This window comes from Yinghuangia sp. ASG 101, from assembly GCF_021165735.1.
In the GTDB taxonomy this organism is placed as follows: domain Bacteria; phylum Actinomycetota; class Actinomycetes; order Streptomycetales; family Streptomycetaceae; genus Yinghuangia.
The window spans coordinates 4640154-4664085 of sequence record NZ_CP088911.1 but is presented as its reverse complement, the minus strand read 5'-3'; the positions used below and the strand labels follow the sequence as shown (position 1 = coordinate 4664085).

The following is a 23932-nucleotide window of genomic DNA, read 5'->3' as shown; positions in this document are numbered from 1 at the left end:
TCGTGCGTCCCGGAGTTCGGGACGAACCGCCTACTTGTCGAAATCCAGGTCGAGCATGCGGATCGCGTTCCCCCGCACCACCTTGTAGACCGTCTCCGCGTCCAGCCGGGCCAAGTGCTCCTCGGCGACCTTCCTGGTGTTCGGCCACGTGGAGTCGACGTGCGGGTAGTCGGTCTCGAAGGTCACGTTGTCGGGGCCGATGATGTCGAGCGAGTCGACACCGTGCCGGTCGCGGAAGAAGCACGCGTACATGTTCCGCCGGAAGTAGGACGACGGCGGCTCGGACAAATCGTCGCCGACCCCGGCCCACGCGCGGTGCTCCTCCCACACGTCGTCCATGCGTTCGAGCGCGTAGGGGATCCAGCCCATCTGCCCCTCGGAGTACGCGAGTTTGATCCGGGGGAAGCGGGCCGGGACGCCCGCGAAGATGAAGTCGGCCATCGACGCCATCGCGTTGTTGAAGCTGAGGCTCGCCTGCACGGCCGCGGGCGCGTCCGGGGAGGCCGCCGGCATCGTCGACGACGACCCGATGTGCATGTTGACCGCGACGCCGCGCTCCTCGCAGGTGCGGAAGAACGGATCCCAGTGGCCGGTGTGGATGCTCGGCAGGCCCAGGAACGCGGGGATCTCCGAGAAGCACACCGCGCGCACCCCCCGGTCGGCGTTGCGCACGACCTCCGCCACCGCGAGCCCGACGTCCCACAGCGGCACGATGACCAGCGGGATCAGCCGCCCGCCGGAGTCACCGCACCACTCCTCCACCATCCAGTCGTTGTACGCGCGCACGCACGCCAGCGCGAGTTCCTTGTCGCGCGCCTCGTGGAAGGTCTGGCCGCAGAAGCGCGGGAAGGTGGGGAAGCACAGCGACGCCTCGACATGATTGAGGTCCATGTCCTTCAGCCGCTCCGCGGGGTCGTAGAGCCCCGGCCGCATCTCGTCGCGCGTGATGCCTTCGAGCGTCATCTGGTCGCGGCTGAACCCCGCCGCGGCGATGTTGCGCTTGTACGGGAACCTCAGGTCCTCGTAGAACCACCAGTCCGCGAGCGGGCCGTCGGGGTCGGTGGTGATCTTGTAGCTGGCCCCGGTGTACTCGAGTCTGCCGATGCCGGTCCGGACCGCCTGGGGCCCCCGCTCGCGGTACTTCGCCGGCAACCAGCGCTCGAACAGGTGTGCCGGTTCGATGACATGGTCGTCGACGCTGATGATCCTCGGAAGCTCCCCGAACCCGGTGGAACCTCCGGAACCGCCGCCGGACTCGGTGGCGGCCTGCTCCTGCAGGTCGACACTCATCGGCCCCTCCTACGCACGTGTTCTTGTGAGACACAGATCTGATGGACCGTCAGATTCAGCGTAATCTGCCTGTGCGCACAACAGCAAGCCGACGCACCGTCAGGAGACCTTCATGCCCGTCGATCTGCACGCGCTTCTCGACCCGGCGGCGACCGCGTTGGTCACCCAGGAATGCCAGAACGGGGTGATCGGCGACGACGCGATCTTCCCCGGACTCGCCGAGCACACGCGGGAGATGATTCCGGCCGTCGACGCACTGTGCCGCGCGGCGCGTACCGCCCGCGTGCCCGTCGTCCACTGCCTCGCGCTGCGGCGCGACGACGGCGCCGGGGCCAACGGCAACGCGCGCGTGTTCGGTGCCGCCGCGAAGGCCTCCGTACGCCTGGCCCCCGGCTCGTTCGCCGCACAGGTCGCCTCCGGCATCGCCGTCGCCCCCTCCGACCTGGTGCTGACGCGCTACCACGGCCTCGGCCCGATGGCCGACACCGGCCTCGCCGCGGTGCTGCGGAACCTCGGGGCCACCACCGTGGTCGGCGTCGGCGTCTCGCTCAACGTCGGCATGGTCAACTTCGCGATGGACGCCGTCAACGCCGGATTCCGCTTCGTCATCCCGCGCGAGGCCGTGGCCGGATTTCCCCCCGACTACGCGGAGGCCGTCCTCACCCACACCCTGGGCGCGGTGGCCACCGTCACGACGACCGCCCGGGTCGTCGAGGTGTGGAAAGCCCGCTGAGAGCGCGGAATCCCGCACCGAACGCGGGATTCCGCACCCCGGCGCGCCTACCGCCGCGGGCTCCACGGCCTGCCGTTGAACTCGTCCCTGATGCGGAACTTCAGCACCTTGCGCAGCGTCTCGTTGCGCGGCAGCGCGTCGACGATCTCCAACTGCTCCGGGATCTTCTGCCGCATGAGCCCGGCGTCCGCCAGGTATCCGGACATCTCCGCGAACTCCAGGTCCGCTTCCCCCGGTTGGCGCTCCACCACGGCACACACCCGCTCGCCGCGCTCGCGGTCGTCCAGCCCCACCACCGCGACATCGGCGACCTTCGGGTGCGCGAACAACAGGTCCTCGATCTCCCGCGCCGAGATGTTCTCGCCCTTGCGGATGATCACGTCCTTGAGCCGCCCGGTCAGCGCCAGATGCCCGTCGGCGCGCACCTTGCCCAGGTCGCCCGTGCGGAAGAAACCGTCGGCGTCGAACGCCTCGTCGTTGAGCGCGGGATCGGTGTAGCCCTTGAACACCATCGGCCCGCGCAGCCTGACCTCGCCCTCCTCGTCCGGCCCGGCCTCCTCCCCGTCGGCCCGGACGATCCGCACCTCGATGCCGTGCACCGGACGCCCCTCGCTGTGCGTGAGCTGGTCCTCGGAGTCCCCCGGCCCGCCCTGAGCGATCATCGGGCACTCGGTCATGCCGTAGCCGTGGCACAGCACCGCCCGCATCTCGTCGGCAACTTCGCGGAACAGCTCCGGCGGCTTCGGCGCCCCGCCCCCGGAGACGATCCGCAGCGTCGGGATGATCCGCGTCCCCGGCCGCTTGCGCTGCTCGCCCAGGAACGCGAGGTAGAACGCCGTCGACCCGCCGACCATCGTGACGCCGAGGCGCGCGTACACCGGGATCACGCTCGCCGGGTCGAACGTCTCCACGACGACCGCGGGGAACCCCGTGACCAGCAGCGTGTTGACGTAGTCGGGCCCGGCGATGTGCGCGTACGGGAACGCGATCGACCCGATGTCGCCCTCCGCCATGTCGAGCGCCCTCGCCAGCCCGATGCCGCCCGCGATCAGCGTCCCGTCGGTGTGCTGCACGCCCTTCGGATCCGACGTCGTCCCGGACGTGTAGTACAGCCAGCGCACCTCCTCCCCGTCGGCCAGCGCGGACGGCAGCGCCGCCGGGTCGCCTTCGGGGAGCCCGTCGTACGCCACCAACACCGTGAGCCCATCGGGGAGTTCCTTGCCCAATGCCTCGCCCATCGCGGCGAAGTCGAAGCCCTTCCACACCCCCGGGGTCAGGAAGAACTCGGCGCGGGTCTGCCGCAGGCAGAAGCCGACCTCCTTCGCTCGGTAGAACGGGATGATCGGGTTCTGCACCGCGCCGAGCCGGGCCAGGGCCGTCGCGGCGACGATCGACTCGATCCGCGTGGGCAGTTGCCACGAAACGCGCGTGCCGGCCCCGATCCCGAGGGCGTGGTACCCCGCCGCGACCCGCTCCGCCCACGCCTTGAACTCCGCGAACGTGACCCGCCGGTCGTCCGGGTCGAGCAGCATCGGGACGTCCGGTGACGCCGCGGCACGGCGTTCCACCAACTCCCAGAGCGTTGCGGCGTCGTAGATCGGAGCAGACACGTGCCCTCCCCGTACATGGCTCGCCCACCGGACCGCGATCCGCGGCGGTTCCGGACCCGCGGAAACATCGACCTGACGGTACGTCAGAAAAGCCGACCGGGGAAGGTCGGGGCGACCGCGAACGTGACGTCGATCACGACCCGGGTGCCGTCCGCCGTGAGGTGTGCCTACCCTGCCGGGTATGAAGGTGCCGTTCCGCCGAGACCGCGGCGCGCGCCCGGAGCCCGTGCCGGACGGCGTGGTACCCGAACACGCCCTGCGCCTCGGGCCGGTCGGCGACGTCCCGGAGGGCGTCATCCGCCGCGTCAGCGACCATCCCCCGATCGCCGTCGTGCGGCACGGCACCACGATCCACGCCGTCGAGGACCGCTGCCCCCACGCCGGCGCGCTCCTCTCCCGGGGCACGGTCGTCGGCGACACGATCACCTGCCCCGCCCACCACACGTGCTTCCGCGCCGACACCGGCCGCTCGTCCGGCCGGTTCGCCTCCCGCGCGCTCCGCACCTACCCCATCGTGGTCGTCGACACGATCGCCTACATCGACCCGACGCCCCGCGCCGCCAAGGCGGCGAAGCGCACCGCCTGCCCCTGACGCCCGCAGGCCCGGGAAACGGTCCCCGCGGACGCCCGGGCCGCGCCCCCGTCGACCCGCGGCGCGGACGGAACACCCGTGCGGCGGAAAGGTCTTGGCGACGCGCGGCGGCCCCGGGCCGGTCGGTCAGCGGTCGCCGTTGCGTCGGTACCAGTCGAGTGTCGCGGCCACGCCGTCGGCGTGCGAGGTCACCGTGACCGGGGCGAACGCGGCGCGGAACGCCGAGTCGTCCGCGACGAAGGGGCGGTCGCGCTGGTACCAGGTCTCGCCGAGTGCGCGCACGACGGGGTTGAACAGCCCGATCGCGCGCTGGGCGCCCCGGCCGAGCCCGGCGACCTTGGACCGCCGCGAGGTCTCGTCCCGCACGAGGTCGCAGAACGCGCGGCCGGTGACCGCCTCCGGCACGGGCAGGTGCCACGCACGCCCGTCGGCCTCGTCGCTCTCGCCGAGACGCACCAGCCCGGCGGCGATGTCGGGGAGGTACGACACGGTGTGCGGCTGGTCGAGGTCGCCGACCCAGCGGATCGTCTTCCCGGCCAGAGCCGCGGCGAAGACGTTCGGGCCGACGATGGTGCTGAGGCCGCCGGGCCCGTAGTAGTCGGACGCCCGCCCCAACGTCGCGCGGACCCGCCCGGCCCGGTGGGCGTCGAGGATCAGTCGGTCGACCTCGGCGCGGACCCGGCCCTGGGGGTTGGCGGCGGCGTGCGGCAGGTCCTCGGTCATGGGCCCTTCGACCGGCCCGTACACGTAGAGGTTGTCGGCCATGACGAGCTTGGCCCCGGCGGCCTCGACACCCGCGAGGACCGCGCGGGTCAGGTCGGGGAACTCCGCCGTCCACCGCTCGTATTTCGGCTGCGCGCACTGGTAGACCACCTCCGCGCCCGCGCAGGCGGCGACGGCTTCGTCCGGCGCGGTGACATCGGCCCGGAACGCGTGCGGCCCGGAGGCGGCGGCGCGGCTGACGGCGCGGACCCGGTGGCCGCGGCCGGTCAGCTCGGCGACGACGGCCGCACCGATCGCTCCCGTGGCGCCGAGGACGACGTGCAGACCAGGCATGACGTACTCCACTCGTGAGGAAACACTGTTACATAACACCGTTACGTTAACATGGCGGCATGGCGAGACCAAGAAGCCGCGATTACGAGGAACTCCGCCGCGCACTCGTCGACGCCGGCGGCCGTCTCCTCTCCGCCGAAGGCCCGGCGGCGCTCAGCACCCGCCGCGTCGCGGAACAGGCCGGGGTGTCCACCTCCGCCGTCTACAACCTCTTCGGCAGCAAGGCGGGGCTCGTCCGCACGATGTTCCTGGCCGGGTTCGAACGCCTCGCCGCGGCGTTCGCCGCCGTCCCGCGCACCGCGGACCCCGTGGCCGACCTCCTCTCCCTCGGCCACGCCTACCGTGCCAGCGCCCTCGCCAACCCCCACTTGTACGAACTGATGTTCGGACGGCCCGTCCCCGAGTTCCGGCCCGACGCCGAGACCGGCGAGCTGATCCGACCGACCTTCGACGTCCTGGTCGCCGCCGTCGCCCGATGCGTGGAGCACGGCGCCTTCGCCCCCGCCGACCCCCACGACCTCGCCGTCAGGCTCAACGCCCTCGCCCACGGACTGTGCGGCCTCGAACTCCGCGGCGCGCTCGGCGGCCCGGAGGAGGCCCGCCGGCACTGGGACGCCGCCTTCGACGCGATGACCCGGGGCATGGAAGCCCGCTGAATCCGGCGCGGAACACCCCGATCCCGGCCCAGCTTGCGCACGGCCCGACGGCGAACCGACGTGCCGACACCGCGCACGGGCGCCCCGCGCGTCCAACACGCAACCCCCGCCCCCGACCCCGCCGACGTCACCCGCCCGACGGCGAACCGCCCGTGTGTGCGCGTCCGTACCGGCCTCGCGGACAATGGCCCCATGCCCACCGCGCTCCTCGACGAGATCCTGCACGCCCTCCTCGGTGCCCCCGACGACGCCGCGGTCGAGGCGGCCGTCGACTCCGGGGCCTCGGCGATGGCCGCGCACGACGACCGGTGGCCCGACGTGAGCCGGGCGTACGTCGCGCTCGGGTCGCGCGTCGTGGCCGGGTGCTGGGCGCGCGGGTGGCAGCCCGCGGACGTCGTGCGCATGGTGGCGCGCGGGCTCGGCGAGCGCCACGTGCGTCTCGGGATCGACATCGTGGCCGCCGCCGCGCGCGAGGAGTCCGCGGCGCGACGCGGCAGCCGCTGGGCGGCGCAGTTGCGCGCTCTGGAGGCCGAGGCGTGGTGGTCCGGCGACGACGAATACCTCACCCGGTTCGCACGCCGCGAGAATCTGATGCGCTTCGAGGCCGCGGGGTACGCCCTGGAGGTCCTGCGGCTGTACGCGCGCCTCCCCGCGATCCTCCCGCTGCGGCTGGAGGCGGCGGAGGCGGCCCACACCGCACCCGCCCGTACGCCCGGCGCCGAACCGCGCATGCTCGGCCGCATCCGAGCGCTGCTGGCGAAGGCCGAGTCGACCGACTTCGCCGAGGAGGCCGAGGCCCTGAGCGCCAAGGCCCAGCAACTGATGGCCCGGCACAGCATCGACGCGGCCCTGCTCGCCGCCTCCGGCGGGGAATCCGCCCCGGGAGAGACACCCGGCGCCATCCGGATCGGCGTCGACACCCCCTACGACGCCGAGAAGGCGATGCTCCTCGACGCGGTCGCCGAGGCCAACCGCTGCCGCACGGTGTGGTCCCGCGAGTTCGGCTTCTCGACCGTCATCGGCTTCGCCGCCGACCTGGACGCCGTCGAGCTGCTGTACACATCGCTGCTGGTGCAGGCGACCGCCGCGATGACCCGCGACGAGTCACGGTCCCGCCGCCGGAACACCCGCGGCGCCCGGAACCGCGACTACCGCCAGTCGTTCCTGGTCGCGTACGCCGACCGCATCGGCGAACGCCTCACCACCGCGGTCGAACAGGCCGCCCACGAGGCCGCGTCCGGTGACGCGCCCGCCGACCTGCTCCCGGTCCTCGCCTCCCGCACGGTCGCCGTCCACGACGCGACCGACCGGATGTTCCCCGACCTGGTCACGCACCGCGTCCGCATCCGCGACGAGGAAGGCTGGACCCACGGCCAAGCGGCGGCCGACCGCGCCGACGTCGGCCCGCGCGGCATCGGCCGCGGGCGAGGTCCCGCGACCTGACGACCGGGCGTGCGCCGAAACGCGGCCGACCGAGGACCGGGCGCGGAGCACACGCGGGCCTCCGCGCTCTCGACGTCGCGCTCGGCACGGCGGCGTCGCGCGGCCGTCCCGCCGCGAAGCCGACGCGTCAGCGCAGCTTGCGGGCGACCTCGGCGGCCCAGTAGGTGAGGATCGTCGACGCCCCGGCGCGGCGGATGCCGGTGAGCGTTTCCAGGATGACGCGGTCGCGCTCGATCCAGCCGTTGGCGGCGGCGGCCTCGACCATCGCGTACTCGCCGCTGACCTGGTACGCCGCGACCGGCACGTGCACCTCGGCGGCGATGCGGTGGACGATGTCCAGGTACGACATGGCCGGCTTGACCATGACCATGTCGGCACCCTCGGCGACGTCGAGCAGCACCTCGCGCAGCGACTCCTCGGCGTTGGCCGGGTCCTGCTGATAGGTCATGCGGTCGCCCTGCAGCGTCGACTCGACCGCCTCGCGGAAGGGCCCGTAGAAGCCGCTGGCGTACTTCGCGCTGTAGGCGATGATGCCGGTGTCCGCGTAGCCCGCGGCGTCCAACGCCCGGCGGATGTACGCGACCTGACCGTCCATCATGCCGCTCGGGCCGAGCATGTGCGCGCCCGCCTCGGCCTGCGCGACGGCCATCTCCGCGTACCGCACGAGCGTCGCGTCGTTGTCGACCGTGCCGTCCGGCCTCAGCACACCGCAGTGGCCGTGGTCGGTGAACTCGTCCAGGCACAGGTCCGACATCACCACCGTCGCGTCACCCACCTCGGCGGCCACGTCGCGCAGCGCGACCTGCATGATGCCGTCCGGGTCGGTGCCCGACGTGCCGCAGGCGTCCTTGGCCGTCGGGATCGCGAACAGCATCAGGCCGCCCACACCGAGGGATACGGCTTCGTGGGCGGCCTTGCGCAACGTGTCGCGGGTGTGCTGGACGACGCCGGGCATCGAACCGATCGCGACCGGCTCGGTGGCGCCCTCGCGGACGAACAGCGGCAATACCAGGTTCGCCGGGTGCAGGCGCGTCTCGGCGACAAGGCGGCGCACCGCCGGGGTCCGGCGCAGCCTCCTCGGTCGAACGAGAGGGAAACCACCGGCCCCTGACGATACGTCAGACATCTGTTACTTCGCCTTCCTCCGCGACCCCGGGCGACGCTCACTGGGCTTCGTCACAGGTTCGCCTGCTTCGATGAGGGATGTGCGGCGGGCCGCGCCGAACTCGGCCAGCGCCTCCGCCAAGGCTCCCACAGATGGCTCGGGTGCCATGACGTCCACCCGCAGCCCGTGCTCCTCCGCGGTCTTCGCGGTCGCGGAGCCGATACACGCGATGACGGTGACCGCGTGCGGCTTGCCGGCGATGCCGACCAGGTTGCGGACCGTCGAGGACGACGTGAACAGCACGGCGTCGAAACCGCCGCCCTTGATCGCCTCGCGCGTCTCGGCCGGCGGCGGCGCCGCGCGGACCGTGCGGTACGCGGTGACGTCGTCGACCTCCCAGCCCAGCTCGACCAGCCCCGCGACCAGGGTCTCGGTGGCGATGTCGGCGCGCGGCAGGAAGACGCGGTCGATCGGGTCGAACACCGAGTCGTACGGCGGCCAGTCCTCCAGCAGCCCGGCGGCCGACTGCTCGCCCGACGGCACGAGGTCCGGCTTGACGCCGAAGTCGATCAGCGCCTTGGCGGTCTGCTCGCCGACCGCGGCGACCTTGATCCCCGCGAAGGCGCGGGCGTCCAGGCCGTACTCCTCGAACCGCTCCCGGACCGCCTTGACCGCGTTGGTCGACGTGAACGCGACCCACTCGTACCGGCCGGTGACCAGGCCCTTGATGGCCCGCTCCATCTGCTGCGGGGTCCGCGGCGGCTCCACCGCGATGGTCGGCACCTCGTGCGGAACCGCGCCGTACGACCGCAGTTGCTCCGACAGCGACGCCGACTGCTCCTTGGTGCGCGGCACCAGCACCCGCCAGCCGAACAACGGCTTGGTCTCGAACCACGAGAGCGCGTCGCGCTGCCCGACGACGTCGCCGATCACGGTGACGGCGGGCAGGGTGACGCGGGCGGCCTTGAGATCGGCGGCGACCGCGGCGAGTGTCGAGGTGATCGTGCGCTGCTCGGTCGTGGTGCCCTGCGTGGTCACCGCGACGGGGGTGGCCGGCTTGCGACCGCCCGCGACCAGCTCCTGCGCGATCTCGGCCATCTGGTCGACCGGGCCGCGCAGCACGAGGATGCCGTCCGTCGAGCCGACGGTCGCCCAGTCGATCGAGGCCTCGGATATGTCCAGCACGCGCACACCGCCGCTCGCGCGGGGGCCCGTCAGGGGGATGCCCGCGTACGCCGGAACGCCGGTCGACACGGCCACACCGGGCACGACCTCGAAGGGGATCTTGGCCTTCGCGACGGCGGCGATCTCGTCGACGACCCCCTGGTCGACGACCGGGTCGCCGCCGATGCCGCGCACGACCGTGCGGCCGGACCGGGCGGCGGTCACGATCAGCTTGGCCCGCGCCGCGGCGGCCAACGGCTCACCGTCGTCGGCGGAAACCGGGTCGAGTACTTCCACGTCGGGGCGGCAATGGCACACCACACGGGTGCGGGTGGCCGCGTCGGCGACGACGACGTCCGCCTCGGCCAGGACCTCGACGGCACGCAGGGTCAGCAGGCGGGGGTCGCCGGGACCCGCGCCGATGAAGGTGACGGTTCCGCTGGGCTTCTTCTTCGCTCTGGGGCTCAAGGGACGCGCTCCCCCATCAGACCGGCGGCACCCCGGGCAAGCATCTCGGCGGCCAGCTCACGGCCGAGAGACGCCGCCTCGTCCAGGGGTCCGGTGGCGGACAACCGTACGCTGCGGGATCCGTCGCCGTCGGCGACGATCGCCCGCAGGTACAGCTCGGTGACCTCCTCGCCGCCGGACTCCCCCGCGGACACGTCCGCGAGAGCGCCCACCGGGGCCGAGCAGCCGGCCTCCAGTTCGGCGAGCAGCATGCGCTCGGCGAGAACGGCGCCCCGGGTGTCCGGATCGTCGAGTACGCCGAGCAGTTCGACGAGCGCGGCGTCCGACGACGCGCACTCGACCGCCAGCGCCCCTTGTCCGGGCGCGGGCAGCATCTGGAGCGGATCGAGGATCTCGGTGACCTCGTCCGCGCGGCCGAGCCGGGCGAGGCCCGCCTTGGCCAGCACCACCGCGTCGAGTTCGCCGGAGGAGACGAACTTGATGCGGGTGTCGACATTGCCGCGGATCGGCACGATCTCGTGGCCGAGACCGAGTGCGCGCAACTGCGCGGCGCGGCGCGGCGAACCGGTGCCGATACGCGAGCCCGAGGGCAGCTCGCCCAGGGTCAGGCCGTCACGGGCCACCAGGGCGTCGCGCGGGTCCTGCCGCACGGGGACCGCGGCGAGGGCCAAACCCTCGGGGCTCGCGGTCGGAAGATCCTTGAGGGAGTGCACCGCGAAGTCGATGGCCCCGTCCGTCAGCGCGTCGCGCAGCGCCGAGACGAACACGCCGGTGCCGCCGATCTGCGCGAGATGCTCGCGCGACGTGTCGCCGTACGTGGTGATCTCGACCAGTTCGACCTCGCGCCCGGTCGCCCGGGTGAGCGCGTCGGCCACGTGCCCGGACTGCGCCATCGCCAGCGCGCTCCTGCGGGTGCCGAGGCGCAGCGGCTTGTCCGTCATGCCGCACCTCCTTCGCTGCGTCCATTGCGGCCACCGACTCCGCTGCGTCCATTGCGGCCACCGACTCCGCTGGGGGCGCCGGTGTCACGGGTCACGTCGGCGTCGAGTACCTGGCCGACGTCGACGCGGGCGTCCGGTGCGGCGGTGCCGGCCGCGCCGAGGTCGGCTCGGCTCACCGCGGCCATCGGGCCCTGCCCGAGGTCGAAGAGGGTGCGCAGCGCCTCCGCGTACGAGGCCCCGCCCGGCTCGGACGCCAGTTGCTTGACGCGCACGGTCGGCGCGTGCAGCAGCTTGTCGACGATGCGCCGTACGGTCTGCTCGACCTCGCCGCGCTCCTTGGCGTCGAGGTCGGGAGTGCGCCCGGCGAGCCGTTCCAGCTCGGACCGCACGACGTCGGCGGCCATCGCGCGCAGCGCGACCACCGTCGGGGTGACGGTCAGCGCGCGTTGCGCGGTCGCGAACTCGGCGACCTCGTCGCCGACCAGGCGGCGGACGACGTCGACGTCCGCGGTGCCGGCGGCACCGGTGCCCGCGTCCGCGAGGAGTTCGAGGTCGATCAGGTGGACGCCGTCGAGGCCGCGCACCGCGGGGTCGATGTCGCGCGGCAGGGCCAGGTCGATCAGCACCAGCGGGCGGTCGACCGCGCGTTCGCCGCGCGAGGCGACGACCGCCTCGATGTCGGCCGCGGAGATCACCAGGCCGGTCGCGCCGGTGCACGAGATCACCAGGTCGGCCGCGGCGAGGGCCTCCGGCAGCGCGCTGATCGGCACCGCCCTGCCGCCGACCTGGTCCGCGAGGTGCTCGGCCCGCTCGTACGTGCGGTTGGTGACGACGATGTTGCCCGCGCCCTGGCGCTGCAGCGTGGTGGCCGCGAGCGCGCTCATCGACCCGGCGCCGACGACCAGCGTGCGGCTGCCGCCGACGTCGGCGCCCGCCGCGTCCGCCTGCTCCAGGGCGACGGTGACCAGCGACTGGCCGGCCCGGTCGATGTCGGTCTCGCTGTGCGCGCGTTTGCCGACCCGCAGCGCCTGCTGGGCGAGTTCGTTGAGCACGCGGCCCGCGCTGCCGGACTCCTGGGCGAGCGCGAGGGACGACTTGAGCTGGCCGAGGATCTGGCCCTCGCCGATCACCATCGAGTCCAGGCCGCAGGCCACGGAGAACAGGTGGTGGACCGCCCGCTCCTCGTAGTGCACGTACAGGTGCGGGGTCAGCTCGTCTATCGCGACGCCGGTGTGGCGCGCGAGGAGCCCGGACAGGTCGGCGACGCCACCGTGGAAGCGGTCCACGTCGGCGTACAGCTCGACCCGGTTGCAGGTGGACAGCAGCAGCGCCTCGGCGACCGGCTCCGCGGTGGACACGTCCTGGAGCAGCTTGACCAGCGCGTCGCCGGAGATGGCGACCCGCTCCAACAGGCTGACCGGGGCCGTGCGGTGGCTGAGCCCCACGACGAGGACACTCATACTCGCACCCCTCCGCGGCCGACGCGCCCACGCGCGCCGCCGCTCCGCGTCACAGCGGAACAGGCGTACAAAGTCCGGTCGTTCACGCCGGCATCACCTCGGGCAGATCGCCGCCGCGGTCACCGGCCGGGGTTGCGGCGGCGCCGGGGGCGGCGGGGGGAAGTTGTCGGGGGGCAACGCTGTCGGTGCCCGACTTGCGCTGCTCGTGGAAGGCCAGGATCTGCAGCTCTATCGACAGATCGACCTTTCGCACGTCGACGCCCTCGGGAACGCTGAGGACGGTCGGCGCGAAGTTCAGAATGCTCGTGATTCCGGCCGCGACGAGGCGGTCGCACACGCTTTGGGCGGCAGGCGCCGGAGTGGTGATGACCCCGATCGAGACACGGTCGTCGCGCACGATCTGTTCGAGGTCGTCCATGTGCCGCACGACCATGCCGGCTATCCGCTGCCCGGTCACCGCGCGATCCGCGTCGAGCAGCGCGGCGACGCGGAACCCGCGGGACGCGAAGCCGCCGTAGTTCGCCAGCGCGTGGCCCAGGTTGCCGATGCCGACGATGGCGACCGGCCAGTCCTGGGTCAGGCCCAGCTCGCGGGAGATCTGGTAGACGAGATACTCGACGTCGTACCCGACACCGCGGGTGCCGTAGGAACCCAGGTACGACAAATCCTTGCGCAGCTTGGCGGAATTGACGCCGGCGGCAGCCGCGAGCTCTTCCGAGGACACGGTCGGCACACCGCGTTCCGAGAGCGCGCTCAGTGCCCGGAGATAGAGCGGGAGCCGTGCCACCGTCGCCTCGGGAATACCGCGTCCCCGGTGTGCCGGTCGCTCGGTACGGCCTGTAGCCACGGTGCTCCTGTGGGTGGGACCTGCGGTTTCGACTGCCAGGTTAGGCTTTTGTGAACGTGTGCACAAAGCTGATGTCCGTTTTGTCCGCAGGTCGTGACATGCATCACGCGTTGGTTCCCGGCCAACCCTGTGAAATCGCTCACACAAGGTGACGCGTCGGTAACCTCGCGATCACGCGAGGGCGGCACGCAACCGCCGCTCGTCGACCCGCCAGAAGTCGTGTTGACGCCCGTTCACAAGCGTCACCGGAATTTGCTCGCGGTACTCCTCCTCCAGCCCGGGATCCGTTGTGATGTCCACCTCGTCGAACGCGACCCCCAACTCCCCTGTGACGCGCAGGATCACGGCCCTCGCGTCGTCGCAGAGATGGCAGCCCGGCCGGCTCAGCATCGTCACCCGCCGCCCGCCGGCCCCGGCGGAACCGGAGGAACCGCCACCGGATTCCGGAGCGGACTCGGTGGCCGGGAGGAAACCGGACGCGTTCTCGGATTCGGTCGCGGCATCGCGCCGACGGAAGATAGCCACCGTTCGATTGTCCCCTCCGCAGGGCCGAACGGGTGGTTCCGGGGCTCCGACCCCCGTCCGGCCCCGACACATCACCCGACTGACAGCGAACCGCCGCACGTCGGCCACACAGGCGCCACGCAACCCCGTTACGCTCGCCGCATGGCTGTCCTGCGCCGGGATATTCGGGGTTTTTCGCTGACTCGCGCCCAGACCGCGGGCGACGACGCCGCTGATCCGGCGGCCACCGACGCCGCCGTCGGCCCGCCGGCCGCCGAGGCCGGTGCCGACGCCGCGGCCACCGGTGCCGCCGAGGCGGCCGACGCGGCCGACGCGCCGCCCCCTCCGGGCCCGCCCGCCGAGGCCGCCGGACCACGCGTGCTCGGCGCGGCGTTCTTCGACCTCGACAACACCGTCATGCGCGGCGCGTCCATCTTCCACATGGCCCGCGGCCTGTACGCCCGCCGCTTCTTCGACAAACGCGACATCATGCGCTTCGGCTGGCAGCAGGCGCGCTTCCGGCTCGGCGGCGAGAACATGGGCCACGTCGGCGACGCCCAGGAGACCGCGCTCTCGTTCGTCAAAGGCCACTCCATCGACGAGGTCACCGCGCTCGGAGAGGAGATCTTCGACGAATACATGGCCGACAAGATCTGGCCCGGCACACGCGCCCTCGCCCAGATGCACCTCGACGCGGGACGCCAGGTCTGGCTGGTCACCGCCGCGCCGATCGAGATCGCCACGACCATCGCCGGCCGCCTCGGCCTGACCGGCGCCCTCGGCACCGTCTCGGAGACCCGCGACGGGTTCTACACCGGACGCCTGGTCGGCGAACTGCTGCACGGCGACGCGAAGGCCGAGGCGGTGCGCGGGCTCGCGGCCCGCGAACACTTGGACCTCGCCGACTGCTCGGCCTACAGCGACTCCAGCAACGACATCCCGATGCTCTCGCTCGTCGGCGACGCGTGCGCGGTCAACCCGGACGCGAAACTGCGCCGCCACGCGCGCGAACACGGCTGGCGCGTCAAGGACTACCGGACCGGGCGCAAGGCCGCCCGGATCGGCATCCCCGCCGCCGCCGGGCTCGGCGCCGTCGCGGGCGCCCTGGCCGCGGGCACCGCGGTCCGCCGCCGCACGGCCCTCAGTTGAGGGCTTCCCCCGGACGGCGCGACCCGCGCCGCGCTCCCCGGCCCCCACGAACCCCACGGCGAGGCACCCGGGACCGCCCGCGGCCCTCCGCCGCGCCAACGCGCGCCCGAGCCGCCGAGCCGCTCGCGGGGCACCGCTCTCCCCCGGACGCGGCGACAGCGGCCCGTGCCGAGCACCCGCGGCCCGCCGCCGAATACCGCCGGGACCCCGGCGCCGTCGGCCCCGCGACCGCCGGACAGCGGGCCGACCGCACCCGCCGCCCGCGGGCGCCGCCTTGTCGGGCACGCGATCGTCACCCCGCGCCCGCCGACGAGGGCCCGCCATGGCCGGAGCCGCGCCGTACCACCCGCACCGCGGGATTTTCCGGGACACGCCCAAGACGCTCTGTTGTGCGCTTTATAGCACCCCACGCTGATCGCGTCCCGGGAATCGCCCAATCGGCACACTTCACCCGGCAAGGGCGGTAGCTTCACAACGCCGATGAGCACCCTTGGTATTCCTGTCTTTACTAAGCGTTATTCTCGATCGGCCCACAGCGGTCCCCCTTTTCCCTACTATGGGTGATCGTTCTCGCACATGTAGTCATGACGCCGATGATGACGACGCAACAGGGAGTCCCGTGCACCGAATCGTCCGGGTTGACGTGACCGGGCTTGCGACGCTCCGAGCGGCGGTGATCGCTGCCTTCGACCCCTCGCCCCCCAACCTCGCCATCGCCTCCGCGGTGACCGACGCCGGAGGAGCCCGCGAGCGGGGGTTCGCCGGAGTGGTCGGCCGGGCCGCACGCACCGGCACCACCGAACCGGCGCGGCCCGCCCGCGGCTCCGGGTACGCCCGGGGCAGCGCCCCGGACGGCGAGGCCGCACGCATCATGGCCTTGGTCGAACTCGCCCAGGGCGGGGACGGCGAGGCGTTCGCACAGCTGTACGACAACTACCTCGACACGGTGTACCGCTTCATCTACTACCGCGTCGGCGGTCGCGCGATCGCCGAGGACCTGACCAGCGAGACCTTCCTGCGGGCGCTGCGCCGCATCGGCACGTTCACCTGGCAGGGCCGTGACTTCGGCGCGTGGCTCGTCACCATCGCGCGCAACCTCGTCGCGGACCACTTCAAGTCGAGCCGCTTCCGCCTCGAAGTGACCACCGGCGAGATGCTGGACGCCAACGAGGTCGAGCCCAGCCCCGAGGACTGCGTCCTCGAATCGCTCTCCAACGCCGCCCTGCTCGACGCGGTCCGCCGCCTCAACCCCCAGCAGCAGGAGTGCGTCACCCTGCGGTTCCTGCAAGGCCTCTCGGTGGCCGAGACCGCACGCATCATGAACAAAAACGAAGGCGCCATCAAGACTCTGCAGTACCGTGCCGTCCGCACACTCGCCCGCTTGCTGCCGGAGGACGTGCGGTGAATCACACTTCCGTAACCCCAGGGCCCGTCGGCTCGTTCTTCCACATAGTCGCCCCCGCGGGGGCGCGGCGCGGCGGGGAGCCGAATCACGGCCCCCGACCCGAAGACGTCCCTGGACGGGCATCCGGGGAGAGGAGGTGCGGCCCGTGAGCATCGCGGTTGTGGACCGGCGTCGTGTGGCGGCATTCGCCGACGCGCTCGAAACGATGGAGACCGGTCCCGCGACCGACCGGGGGGAGACCCACGGGGAAGGTCCGGGAGAAGAAGGCGCCGCGGCGACAGGTGCCGCGGGCGATCCCAAGCTCGCGCGGGCCCTGGCGACCGCGGCCACCCTGCGCGAGGCGGGCGAGGGAGGGCCGACGCCGACCGCCGACTTCCGGGCGGCGCTGCGCAACCGCCTGGTCGAGGAGGCCGCCACACTGCCCGCGCCGGCGCCCGCGGCGTCGCGGGGCGGGCGCCGGCGCGTGGACCTCGCCACCCGGCAGCGCACGGTCCGCCGGCGGCGGCGCTTCGCGGCGGCCGGCACGGCGATGGTGCTGACCGCGGGCGGCCTCGGCGGCATCGCGGTGGCGAGTTCCGACGCGCTGCCGGGCGACATGACGTACGGCATCAAGCGCGGTATCGAAGACTTCCGACTCTCGCTGGCCGGCTCCGACCGGGAGCGCGGCGAGCGCTACCTCGACCAGGCCCGGACGCGGCTCGCGGAGGCCGAGCGGCTGTTGGAGCGCGAGGGCGACGGCGCGATCGACAAGTCCACGATCGGGCACCTGCGCTCGGTGCTGGCCGACATGCGCACCGAGGCCGAGAAGGGCCGCAACCTGCTGACCAAGTCGTACGAGGCGTCCGACCCGAGCGAGATCGCCCCCATGCGCGACCTGGCGGCGTTCGCACGGACCGGCACCGAGCGGATGGACCGCATCGACAACCGCCTCCCGGGCGAGGTCTCCGGCGAGCGCAACCTCGTATGGGACCTGCTGTTCGACATCCGGCGCCAGGTCACGCCGATCCCGGGCGTGCTCAGCCCGCAGGACATCCGGACGTTCGACGACTTCGACAAGACCGCCGCCGGCACCGTCGGCTCCGATGACGACCCGGTGCAGGGCACCGGGTCCTCGCGGGTTCCGGGGCACGTCCCCGGGGCGGGCGCGCCGCCGTCGGCCTCCGGGGTGCCGGGCGCCGTGCCGCAGATCCCGGGGCAGGCCCCGACGGGCGTCACCGGCGAGACCCCCGCGACCCCGCAGCCGTCCACCTCGCCGGGCATCGGCTCGCTGCTGCCCAACGTCACGGTGCCGTTGCTGGAACCCACGCCCACGGCCACGGCCACGCCGTCACCGAGCCCGAACCCGGGTGTGGACATCAACCTCCCGCTCCCGGTGCTGCCCCCGATCGGGCTCGAAGTGCCTCCCCTGCTCCCCGGCCTGCCGGGTATCGGCATCACCATCGGCGGCGCCCCGGCGGAGTCGCCCGAGAAGTAGGCGCCACCGCGTCACGTCCGCGTCCCTCTCCGGGTCCCACGTCCCCGGGCCGGGCATCCCGCCGACGGTACGCACCCCTGTGCACGGAGCCACCGGCGCCGTGCCCTCGTCGTCTCTCACGGCGGGTGCCCGGGCCTTCCCGGCCCGGGCACCGTCGCGCCCGTGATCGGTCAGAAGAACACCGAGCGGCGCTGCATGAGGACGCGGTAGATCGTGTGCTGGATGGTCTCGCGCACCTCGTCGGTGAGGTTGAAGACGACCATCGGGTCATCCGCGGTCTGGGCCGGATACGCGTCGGTGCGGATCGGCGCTCCGAACTCGATGTGCCACCGGGTCGGCAGCGGCACCAGCCCGATCGGCCCGAGCAGGGGGAACGTCGGCGTCACCGGGAAGTACGGCAGGCCGAGGAGCCGTGCCAGCGTCCGGAAGTTGCCGACCATCGGGTAGATCTCCTCCGCGCCGACGATCGAGCACGGCACGATGGGCACCCCGGTGCGCAGGGCGGACGCGACGAACCCTCCGCGCCCGAAGCGCTGGAGCTTGTAGCGGTCCTTGAAGGGCTTGCCCAGCCCCTTGAAGCCCTCGGGCCAGACCCCGACCAACTCGCCCTGCCGCAGCAGGCGTTCGGCGTCGGCGTGGCACGCGAGCGTATGCCCGCTCTTGCGGGCGAGCTGGCCGACGAGCGGGAGTTGGAACACGAGGTCGGCGCCGAGCAGCCGCAGGTTGCGGGCCCGCGCGTGGTGGTCGTGCACCGCGACCTGCGTCATCAGCGCGTCGAGCGGCAGCGTCCCGGAGTGGTTGGCGACGATCAGCGCGCCGCCCTCGTCCGGGACGTTCTGCAGGCCGCGGACCTCGACGCGGAAGTACTTGTCGTACAGCGGGCGCAGGATCGACAGGAGGACCGCGTGCGTCAGCTCCGGGTCGAAGCCGAACTCGTCGACCTCGTAGTCGCCCGTGATGCGGCGGCGTACGAAGGCCAGTCCGTCCGCCGCCTTGTCCTCCCAGCCGGGGCCCGCGAGCCCGTCCGCCAGGCCGCGCGCGGCGCCGCCGACGACGCCCGCCAGCGCGCCCGCGAGCCTGCCGAGCCGGGGGCCGGGGGCGGCGGGAGCGTTTGCGTCGCCGGTGGCGTCGCCGTCCGGGGCGGGTGTGTCGACGGCGTGCACGGGGCCGCGCCGGGTGGTGCGGCGTCGCGGGGACTCGCGTACCGGGACGTCGTCCTCGGCTTCCTCGATCACCAACTCGTCCCGCACCTGGCGGGCCTGGGGTCCGCCGGCCGCGGTCTCCGACCGTGTGCCGCGGTTGCCGGGCCGCCGCGCGCCCCGACCGCCGGATCCCCGGGAGCCGCCCGCGGAACCGTCGAAGGGGATGATCCGGGCGTCACCCATCCGGGCTCCTCCTGGTGAGCAGTAGGGACGCGAGGCGGTCCGGCACCTGGCCGACGCGCTCGGGATACAGCGGGCCGCGGAGGCCGCGGCCCCGGGCGAAGTCCTCGAAGGCCTCCGCGGTGGTGCGGCGCGGGACGAAGCCCAGGCGCTCGCGGGCCCGCGCGGTGTCGACGACGCGGCCGTGGGTCAGCAGCCGGACCTGCTCGGCGGACAGATCCGCGGCACCGACGCGGCGCAGCCCCTGGCCGACGACCCCGATCGCGCGCGACGGCACCGGGACGACGGGCCTGCCCAGCCGGCGCGCGGCCTGGGACAGCGTCAGCACGCCCTCCGCGGCGATGTTGTACGTGCCCGACTCGTGTGTGGCGACCGCGACGCTGAGGGCGTCGAGCGCGTCGTCCTCGTGCAGGAACTGGAGGCGCGGGTCGTAGCCCAGTACGGTCGGCAGGAAGGGGAGCGCGAAGTAGTCGGCCATCGGCGAGGCGATCGTCGGGCCCAGGATGGGCGCGAAGCGCAGCACGGTGACCGGGACGTCGGGGCGGCGGCGGGCGAAGCCCCGGACGTATCCCTCGATCTCGACGGCGTCCTTGGCCCAGCCGCGCGACGGCGGGACGCGCGGCTCCATGTCCTCCTCGAAGATCGCCGGGTCGCGCGGGGAGGCGCCGTAGACGGCGGTGGTCGAGCGGACCACGAGGTTGCGCACGGACGGCGCCTTCTGGCACGCGGCGAGGAGTTGCATCGTGCCGATGACGTTGGTTTCCTTCGCCGACGTCGAGGTGCCCGGGTAGCCGGTCGGCGGGGTCTCGGCGGGGCTCATGTGCACGACGGTGTCGACCGCCGCCGACGCGATGACCTTGGCGATCATCGGGTTGCGGATGTCGGCCGGGACGAATTCGACGCCGTCGAGTTCGTGGCGGGGCTCGGCTGCGTCGACGCCGATGACGCGCTCCACACCGGGAGCGCGCAGGATCAGCCGCGCGAAACGGCCTCCGAGGTCGCGCGTCACCCCGGTGACCAGCACGACTTTGCTCATCGGTGTAGCACCCCCGAGAGTGGGTGAATCACGGCAGGCGACTGACCGCGTGCGTCGGACGACGGGACTCACCGTAACTCCGGGCGGCGCCACCGAGAGTGAGACTGGCCGGTGGCGGGGGTAACGGGCGGGGAAAACCCGCCGCGCAGGGGGTGCCGCCCCGATGGGCCGCCCGAAACGCGGCGGGCCGCCGCCCGGCGCCCGGAGGGGCGGGGCGGCGGCCTGGGTTTTGTCCGCGTCGGCCGCACACATCGCGGGTATCCCCGCCGTGGCAGCGCCGACCGCTTCTTGTTCCGCCGCCGAACGCGAGCCCCGGAAACATCCCCGCACGTGGCGGGGCCGGGTCGCAAACTCGGGCGGACTACTTCTTGTTGCGCCTTTGGACGCGCGTCCGCTTCAGCAGCTTGCGGTGCTTCTTCTTCGCCATGCGCTTGCGACGCTTCTTGATGACAGAGCCCACGGGCAACCCTCACTCACGTATTCGTACAGACGACCCCGCCTGCGCGGAGAGAACGGACCGCCCCGCAGAGCGCGGGGCGCATTCCACTGCGCGGAGCCGAGTCAGCCCGCACGTCTGGCGCATAGCGTACTCGCCGTCCCCGGGCCCACCGAAATGAGGACGCCCGGGACGGACACCGACGCGTTACGCGGTCTCGACGTACGAGTCCCGTAGGTAGTCGTGGACGGCTTGTTCCGGAACCCGGAACGACCGCCCGACCCTGATCGCGGGCATCTCACCACTGTGCACCAACCGGTACACGGTCATCTTCGACACCCGCATCACCGCGGCCACCTCGGCCACGGTCAGAAAATTGACCTCGTTGAGAGGCCTCTCTCCAGAAGCCATGTCGCACCTGAACCATTCAGCACGCGACGGGCACCGGCTTCCCCTCCGGTGACATCCACACGCACGTGCGTCCTTTCAGGGTAGTGGCGGGTGGTACCAGTGGGGAAGAGGAGTAGATATCCATCCCGTTTCGCCCATCCGGCTTGTTTCAGGACAGTCCCGCCCTATCCAGAACGTACGCCGCCACCGGCCGGTACAGATGGGGCTCGACGTTGTCGTCCAGCGGAACGGCGACGGAGACCCGGCCTTCCTCGGCTCCCACGAAGAGCGCGGGGTCGTTGCAGTCGGCGAAGCCGATCGCGGCGATCCCGGCCTGGCCCGCGCCGCCCGTCCAGCCGTGGTCGCCGACGACCAGGTCGGGGAGCGCCTCGCCGGTGTCCGCGAGACCGGCCAGGATCGCGCGGATCGGCCGCGCGGAGTGCGTGTGGCGGGGTTCGCCGTCGCCGTCGACGACCACGGCGACCGGGCCGCGGTAGTCGATGGAGCGCAGTTTGGCGCCCTCCGACGCGGGGGTTTTGTACGTCCAGTCGCGGGCCGGGCGCAGGAGGGTACACCCGGCGTCGAGCAGTCCGCGCGCGATCGTCCGGTAGAAGTCGAGGAGCCCGTCCGGGTGACCCGTGGCGACGATGACGCGTTCGCGGCGGCGGGCGGCGAGGGCGAGCCGGTCGGCGTAGGCGTCGAGGCCGCCCAGCGTCAGGTCCGGGTCGATGGTGTCCTGGCCGCTCAGGTGGGTGGGGTCCGGGACGACTCCGCAACGGCGGACCATCACCGCGAGGACGTCCTCGGGTGCCCAGGTGCCGTCCGGTTCCAGGCCGAAGAGGTAGCCGGGGTGGCGCTCGCTCATCAGCCGGAAGTGCCGCAGGTTGTTCTCGCGCGGTGTGGCGACGTCGCCCGCGATGCGGCTGCGCACGAGGTGGGAACGGAGTTCGGCCCGGTCGGGGACGCGTCGGTGGCCTGCTGCGGTCACGTGCACCTCTTCGCTGTCTTCGCTGTGTTCGCTTTTGTGCGTGGTCAGATGTCGTACAAGGGGTCGAGGCCATGCGCGGGGAAGACCGCGCGGCGCGTGGCCAGCACCGCCTGGTCGAGGCGGTCGGCGGGGTCGTAGCCGGCGGCGAACCGCGCGAAGGCGGGCGTGCGGCCGTCGGTCATGCGGTGGGGGGCCTCGCGGCCGGTCAGGCCGTACACGCGGGTGCGCCACGCCGAGGGCACCTCGGTCTCGGGGGCGACGGGCGCGTGGGCGGCTTCGGCGACGAGGTGGGTCCAGGTGCGCGGTACGACGTCGGTGGCCGCGTAGCCGCCGCCCCCGGTGGCGATCCAGCGCCCGTCGGCGTACCGGTGCGCGAGGTCGTGGACGGCGGCGTGTGCGAGCCGCTGGCCGTCGACGGTGACGCCGAGGTGGGCGAGCGGGTCTTCCAGGTGGGTGTCGGCACCGTGCTGACTGACGATCGCCTGCGGGCGGAAGGCCTCGACGAGGGGCGGGACGACGGCGTCGAACGCGCGCAGCCAGTTGGCGTCGGCGATGCCCGGAGGCAGGGCGACGTTGACGGCGGAGCCCTCGGCGTCGGGACCGCCGGTCTCGTCGGGGAAGCCGGTGCCGGGGAACAGGAATCTCGGCGTCTCGTGCAGCGAGATTGTCAGCACGCGCGGGTCGTTCCAGAAGGCGGTCTGCACGCCGTCGCCGTGGTGGACGTCGATGTCGATGTAGACGACGCGTTCGGCGCCGAGTTCGAGCAGGCGTGCGATGGCCAGGGCGGCGTCGTTGTAGATGCAGAACCCGCCGGCGGCGGACGGCATCGCGTGGTGGAGCCCGCCCGCGAAGTTGACGGCGTGCGGGGTGGCACCGGACCAGACGGCCTCGGCGGCGGCGAGCGAGCCTCCCGCGATGAGGGCCGACACGTCGTGCATGTCCTTGAAGGCGGGAGTGTCGACGGTGCCGAAGCCGCGGGCCGGATCCGCGTTCGCGGGATCGGCGGACGCGGTGCGGACGGCGGCGATGTAGTCGTCCGTGTGGACGAGGCCCAGCTCGGCGTCGGTGGCGATGCCGGGCGCCACCACCGCGAGTTCGGAGTCGAGCCCGAAGGCGCGGATCAGGTCCATCGTGAGGCGCAGCCGGATGGGCTTCATCGGGTGCCAGTCGCCGAAGTCGTAGCCGGTCATCCGGTCGTCCCACAACAGGTGTACGGCTCGGCTCATGGGTTGCACGCTACCGGCCGGACCGGATCCGGGCGGGCGTGCGTGACCGGCTTCACCCCGCGACGCGGTTCCGCACGCCCCGGGGGCCTCGGCGGGTTCGGGGGCGGGGCGGGGGGATACGCCAGATTGACCCATGGAAACGGCTCGTGAATGCCCCCCATGCCGGGTCTTTCCGCGCCCCGGTTTCGCGGGGGCGGCCCGCTCCGCGACCGGGTCCCGGAGCCCCGCCGGGCGGTCAGCCACCCTTGGGCGACGAGTGCGGCGTACGCGTCGGCGACGGTGTTGCGGGCCACGCCGAGGTCCGCGGCGAGCGCACGGTACGGGGGCAGCCGGGCGCCCGGACGTCACGGCCTCGCGAGGTGCCGCGGTCACGGCCGCCCGGCGCGGCCCGCCCGGCGCGGCCCGCTCGGCCGGAGGTCGAGGTGGAGGTCGGTGCCAGCTGTCGCCCACGCGTCGCCCGGCTCGGGGCTTTCTGCCATCGGAGTCGCTCCACGGTCGTCGTCGGGTGGCCGGACCGCGGCGCGACGCGCCCGGTTCGACCGCCGTCGCCCCGGCCGCGCGGGCCGTCACGCGGGAC

At 72.8% G+C, this 23932-nt stretch carries 23 protein-coding genes; 7 read left to right on the top strand and 16 right to left on the bottom strand.

Translation table 11 applies throughout. From position 1 onward, the window contains the following. Window positions 1–30 precede the first annotated feature (30 nt). Window positions 31–1290 carry an amidohydrolase family protein gene (locus LO772_RS20015; protein WP_231773394.1) on the bottom strand — a complete coding sequence of 420 codons (1260 nt, stop codon included), beginning with the start codon at window positions 1288–1290 and terminating at the stop codon, window positions 31–33. 112 nt (window positions 1291–1402) lie between these two features. Between LO772_RS20015 and LO772_RS20010 the strand changes: the two genes are divergently transcribed. Beyond that, on the top strand, window positions 1403–2023 hold the full coding sequence (locus tag LO772_RS20010) for a cysteine hydrolase (protein WP_231773393.1): 621 nt from the start codon (window positions 1403–1405) through the stop codon (window positions 2021–2023). A 47-nt stretch (window positions 2024–2070) separates the two neighbouring features. Here LO772_RS20010 and LO772_RS20005 read toward each other — a convergent pair whose 3' ends face one another. Continuing rightward, window positions 2071–3633: a class I adenylate-forming enzyme family protein gene (locus LO772_RS20005; RefSeq protein WP_231773392.1), complete on the bottom strand. Its 1563-nt coding sequence runs from the start codon at window positions 3631–3633 to the stop codon at window positions 2071–2073. A 181-nt stretch (window positions 3634–3814) separates the two neighbouring features. Between LO772_RS20005 and LO772_RS20000 the strand changes: the two genes are divergently transcribed. Continuing rightward, on the top strand, window positions 3815–4225 hold the full coding sequence (locus LO772_RS20000; protein WP_231773391.1) for a Rieske (2Fe-2S) protein: 411 nt from the start codon (window positions 3815–3817) through the stop codon (window positions 4223–4225). A gap of 126 nt (window positions 4226–4351) precedes the next feature. On the opposite strand, the gene LO772_RS19995 is transcribed toward LO772_RS20000, so the two are convergent. Next, the gene (locus LO772_RS19995; protein WP_231773390.1) at window positions 4352–5281 is read right to left on the bottom strand and encodes an NAD-dependent epimerase/dehydratase family protein; all 930 of its coding nucleotides are present in this window, start codon (window positions 5279–5281) and stop codon (window positions 4352–4354) included. 59 nt (window positions 5282–5340) lie between these two features. Between LO772_RS19995 and LO772_RS19990 the strand changes: the two genes are divergently transcribed. Together LO772_RS19990 and LO772_RS19985 are read left to right on the top strand one after the other, a co-directional pair. Further along, window positions 5341–5937, top strand: a complete 597-nt coding sequence (locus tag LO772_RS19990; RefSeq protein WP_231773389.1) for a TetR/AcrR family transcriptional regulator — start codon at window positions 5341–5343, stop codon at window positions 5935–5937. Window positions 5938–6129: 192 nt separating this feature from the next. Continuing rightward, complete coding sequence (locus tag LO772_RS19985; RefSeq protein WP_231773388.1) at window positions 6130–7380, top strand: DUF2786 domain-containing protein; 1251 nt, start codon at window positions 6130–6132, stop codon at window positions 7378–7380. 127 nt (window positions 7381–7507) lie between these two features. On the opposite strand, the gene hemB is transcribed toward LO772_RS19985, so the two are convergent. The 6 genes from hemB to LO772_RS36370 form a co-directional block, all read right to left on the bottom strand. Continuing rightward, a complete protein-coding gene (gene hemB / locus LO772_RS19980; protein ID WP_231773387.1) occupies window positions 7508–8506 on the bottom strand; it encodes a porphobilinogen synthase in 999 nt (332 codons plus the stop codon). 3 nt (window positions 8507–8509) lie between these two features. Next, on the bottom strand, window positions 8510–10117 hold the full coding sequence (locus LO772_RS19975; protein WP_231773386.1) for a uroporphyrinogen-III synthase: 1608 nt from the start codon (window positions 10115–10117) through the stop codon (window positions 8510–8512). Next, window positions 10114–11058 carry a hydroxymethylbilane synthase gene (gene hemC, locus LO772_RS19970; protein WP_231773385.1) on the bottom strand — a complete coding sequence of 315 codons (945 nt, stop codon included), beginning with the start codon at window positions 11056–11058 and terminating at the stop codon, window positions 10114–10116. Before hemC ends, LO772_RS19975 begins: the two co-directional genes overlap by 4 nt. Beyond that, window positions 11055–12518 carry a glutamyl-tRNA reductase gene (locus LO772_RS19965; protein WP_231773384.1) on the bottom strand — a complete coding sequence of 488 codons (1464 nt, stop codon included), beginning with the start codon at window positions 12516–12518 and terminating at the stop codon, window positions 11055–11057. The genes hemC and LO772_RS19965 overlap by 4 nt, the downstream gene beginning before the upstream one ends. An 82-nt stretch (window positions 12519–12600) precedes the next feature. Next, window positions 12601–13365, bottom strand: a complete 765-nt coding sequence (locus LO772_RS19960; RefSeq protein WP_231773383.1) for a redox-sensing transcriptional repressor Rex — start codon at window positions 13363–13365, stop codon at window positions 12601–12603. A 171-nt stretch (window positions 13366–13536) separates the two neighbouring features. Beyond that, a complete protein-coding gene (locus LO772_RS36370; protein ID WP_443089291.1) occupies window positions 13537–13890 on the bottom strand; it encodes a glutaredoxin family protein in 354 nt (117 codons plus the stop codon). Window positions 13891–14031: 141 nt separating this feature from the next. Between LO772_RS36370 and LO772_RS19950 the strand changes: the two genes are divergently transcribed. The 3 genes from LO772_RS19950 to LO772_RS19940 all read left to right on the top strand — a co-directional run bounded on the left by LO772_RS19950 (window position 14032) and on the right by LO772_RS19940 (window position 17897). Then, complete coding sequence (locus LO772_RS19950) at window positions 14032–15018, top strand: HAD family hydrolase (RefSeq protein WP_231773382.1); 987 nt, start codon at window positions 14032–14034, stop codon at window positions 15016–15018. Between the two features lie 619 nt (window positions 15019–15637). Continuing rightward, entirely contained in the window at window positions 15638–16423 is a 786-nt protein-coding gene (locus tag LO772_RS19945; RefSeq protein WP_231773381.1) for an ECF subfamily RNA polymerase sigma factor, BldN family, read from the top strand. Window positions 16424–16568: 145 nt separating this feature from the next. Then, on the top strand, window positions 16569–17897 hold the full coding sequence (locus tag LO772_RS19940; RefSeq protein WP_231773380.1) for a DUF5667 domain-containing protein: 1329 nt from the start codon (window positions 16569–16571) through the stop codon (window positions 17895–17897). 170 nt (window positions 17898–18067) lie between these two features. Here LO772_RS19940 and LO772_RS19935 read toward each other — a convergent pair whose 3' ends face one another. From LO772_RS19935 to LO772_RS36365, 7 genes are all read right to left on the bottom strand, one after another. Next, complete coding sequence (locus tag LO772_RS19935; protein ID WP_231773379.1) at window positions 18068–19282, bottom strand: lysophospholipid acyltransferase family protein; 1215 nt, start codon at window positions 19280–19282, stop codon at window positions 18068–18070. Continuing rightward, window positions 19275–20315: an NAD-dependent epimerase/dehydratase family protein gene (locus LO772_RS19930; RefSeq protein WP_231773378.1), complete on the bottom strand. Its 1041-nt coding sequence runs from the start codon at window positions 20313–20315 to the stop codon at window positions 19275–19277. The genes LO772_RS19935 and LO772_RS19930 overlap by 8 nt, the downstream gene beginning before the upstream one ends. 361 nt (window positions 20316–20676) lie before the next feature. After that, window positions 20677–20775, bottom strand: coding sequence for a 30S ribosomal protein bS22 (locus tag LO772_RS19925; RefSeq protein ID WP_003948845.1), 99 nt, complete (start codon window positions 20773–20775; stop codon window positions 20677–20679). Between the two features lie 183 nt (window positions 20776–20958). Then, window positions 20959–21162, bottom strand: coding sequence for a helix-turn-helix domain-containing protein (locus tag LO772_RS19920; protein WP_020549639.1), 204 nt, complete (start codon window positions 21160–21162; stop codon window positions 20959–20961). 148 nt (window positions 21163–21310) lie between these two features. Beyond that, on the bottom strand, window positions 21311–22129 hold the full coding sequence (locus tag LO772_RS19915) for a phosphatase (protein ID WP_231773377.1): 819 nt from the start codon (window positions 22127–22129) through the stop codon (window positions 21311–21313). Window positions 22130–22173: 44 nt separating this feature from the next. After that, window positions 22174–23355 carry an acetoin utilization protein AcuC gene (locus LO772_RS19910; RefSeq protein ID WP_231773376.1) on the bottom strand — a complete coding sequence of 394 codons (1182 nt, stop codon included), beginning with the start codon at window positions 23353–23355 and terminating at the stop codon, window positions 22174–22176. Beyond that, on the bottom strand, window positions 23352–23648 hold the full coding sequence (locus tag LO772_RS36365; protein WP_443089290.1) for a hypothetical protein: 297 nt from the start codon (window positions 23646–23648) through the stop codon (window positions 23352–23354). The genes LO772_RS19910 and LO772_RS36365 overlap by 4 nt, the downstream gene beginning before the upstream one ends. Window positions 23649–23932: the final 284 nt, after the last annotated feature.

Bases quoted from the DNA above. Each gene is read 5' to 3' on its own strand.
- LO772_RS19990 (WP_231773389.1), top strand. From the start codon at position 5,341: ATGGCGAGACCAAGAAGCCGCGATTACGAGGAACTCCGCCGCGCACTC.
- LO772_RS19995 (WP_231773390.1), bottom strand. From the start codon at position 5,281: ATGCCTGGTCTGCACGTCGTCCTCGGCGCCACGGGAGCGATCGGTGCG.
- LO772_RS20010 (WP_231773393.1), top strand. From the start codon at position 1,403: ATGCCCGTCGATCTGCACGCGCTTCTCGACCCGGCGGCGACCGCGTTG.
- LO772_RS19920 (WP_020549639.1), bottom strand. From the start codon at position 21,162: ATGGCTTCTGGAGAGAGGCCTCTCAACGAGGTCAATTTTCTGACCGTG.
- LO772_RS19935 (WP_231773379.1), bottom strand. From the start codon at position 19,282: ATGGGTGACGCCCGGATCATCCCCTTCGACGGTTCCGCGGGCGGCTCC.
- LO772_RS19965 (WP_231773384.1), bottom strand. From the start codon at position 12,518: ATGAGTGTCCTCGTCGTGGGGCTCAGCCACCGCACGGCCCCGGTCAGC.
- LO772_RS19985 (WP_231773388.1), top strand. From the start codon at position 6,130: ATGCCCACCGCGCTCCTCGACGAGATCCTGCACGCCCTCCTCGGTGCC.
- LO772_RS19910 (WP_231773376.1), bottom strand. From the start codon at position 23,355: ATGAGCCGAGCCGTACACCTGTTGTGGGACGACCGGATGACCGGCTAC.
- hemB (WP_231773387.1), bottom strand. From the start codon at position 8,506: ATGTCTGACGTATCGTCAGGGGCCGGTGGTTTCCCTCTCGTTCGACCG.
- LO772_RS19950 (WP_231773382.1), top strand. From the start codon at position 14,032: ATGGCTGTCCTGCGCCGGGATATTCGGGGTTTTTCGCTGACTCGCGCC.
- hemC (WP_231773385.1), bottom strand. From the start codon at position 11,058: ATGACGGACAAGCCGCTGCGCCTCGGCACCCGCAGGAGCGCGCTGGCG.
- LO772_RS20000 (WP_231773391.1), top strand. From the start codon at position 3,815: ATGAAGGTGCCGTTCCGCCGAGACCGCGGCGCGCGCCCGGAGCCCGTG.
- LO772_RS20015 (WP_231773394.1), bottom strand. From the start codon at position 1,290: ATGAGTGTCGACCTGCAGGAGCAGGCCGCCACCGAGTCCGGCGGCGGT.
- LO772_RS19930 (WP_231773378.1), bottom strand. From the start codon at position 20,315: ATGAGCAAAGTCGTGCTGGTCACCGGGGTGACGCGCGACCTCGGAGGC.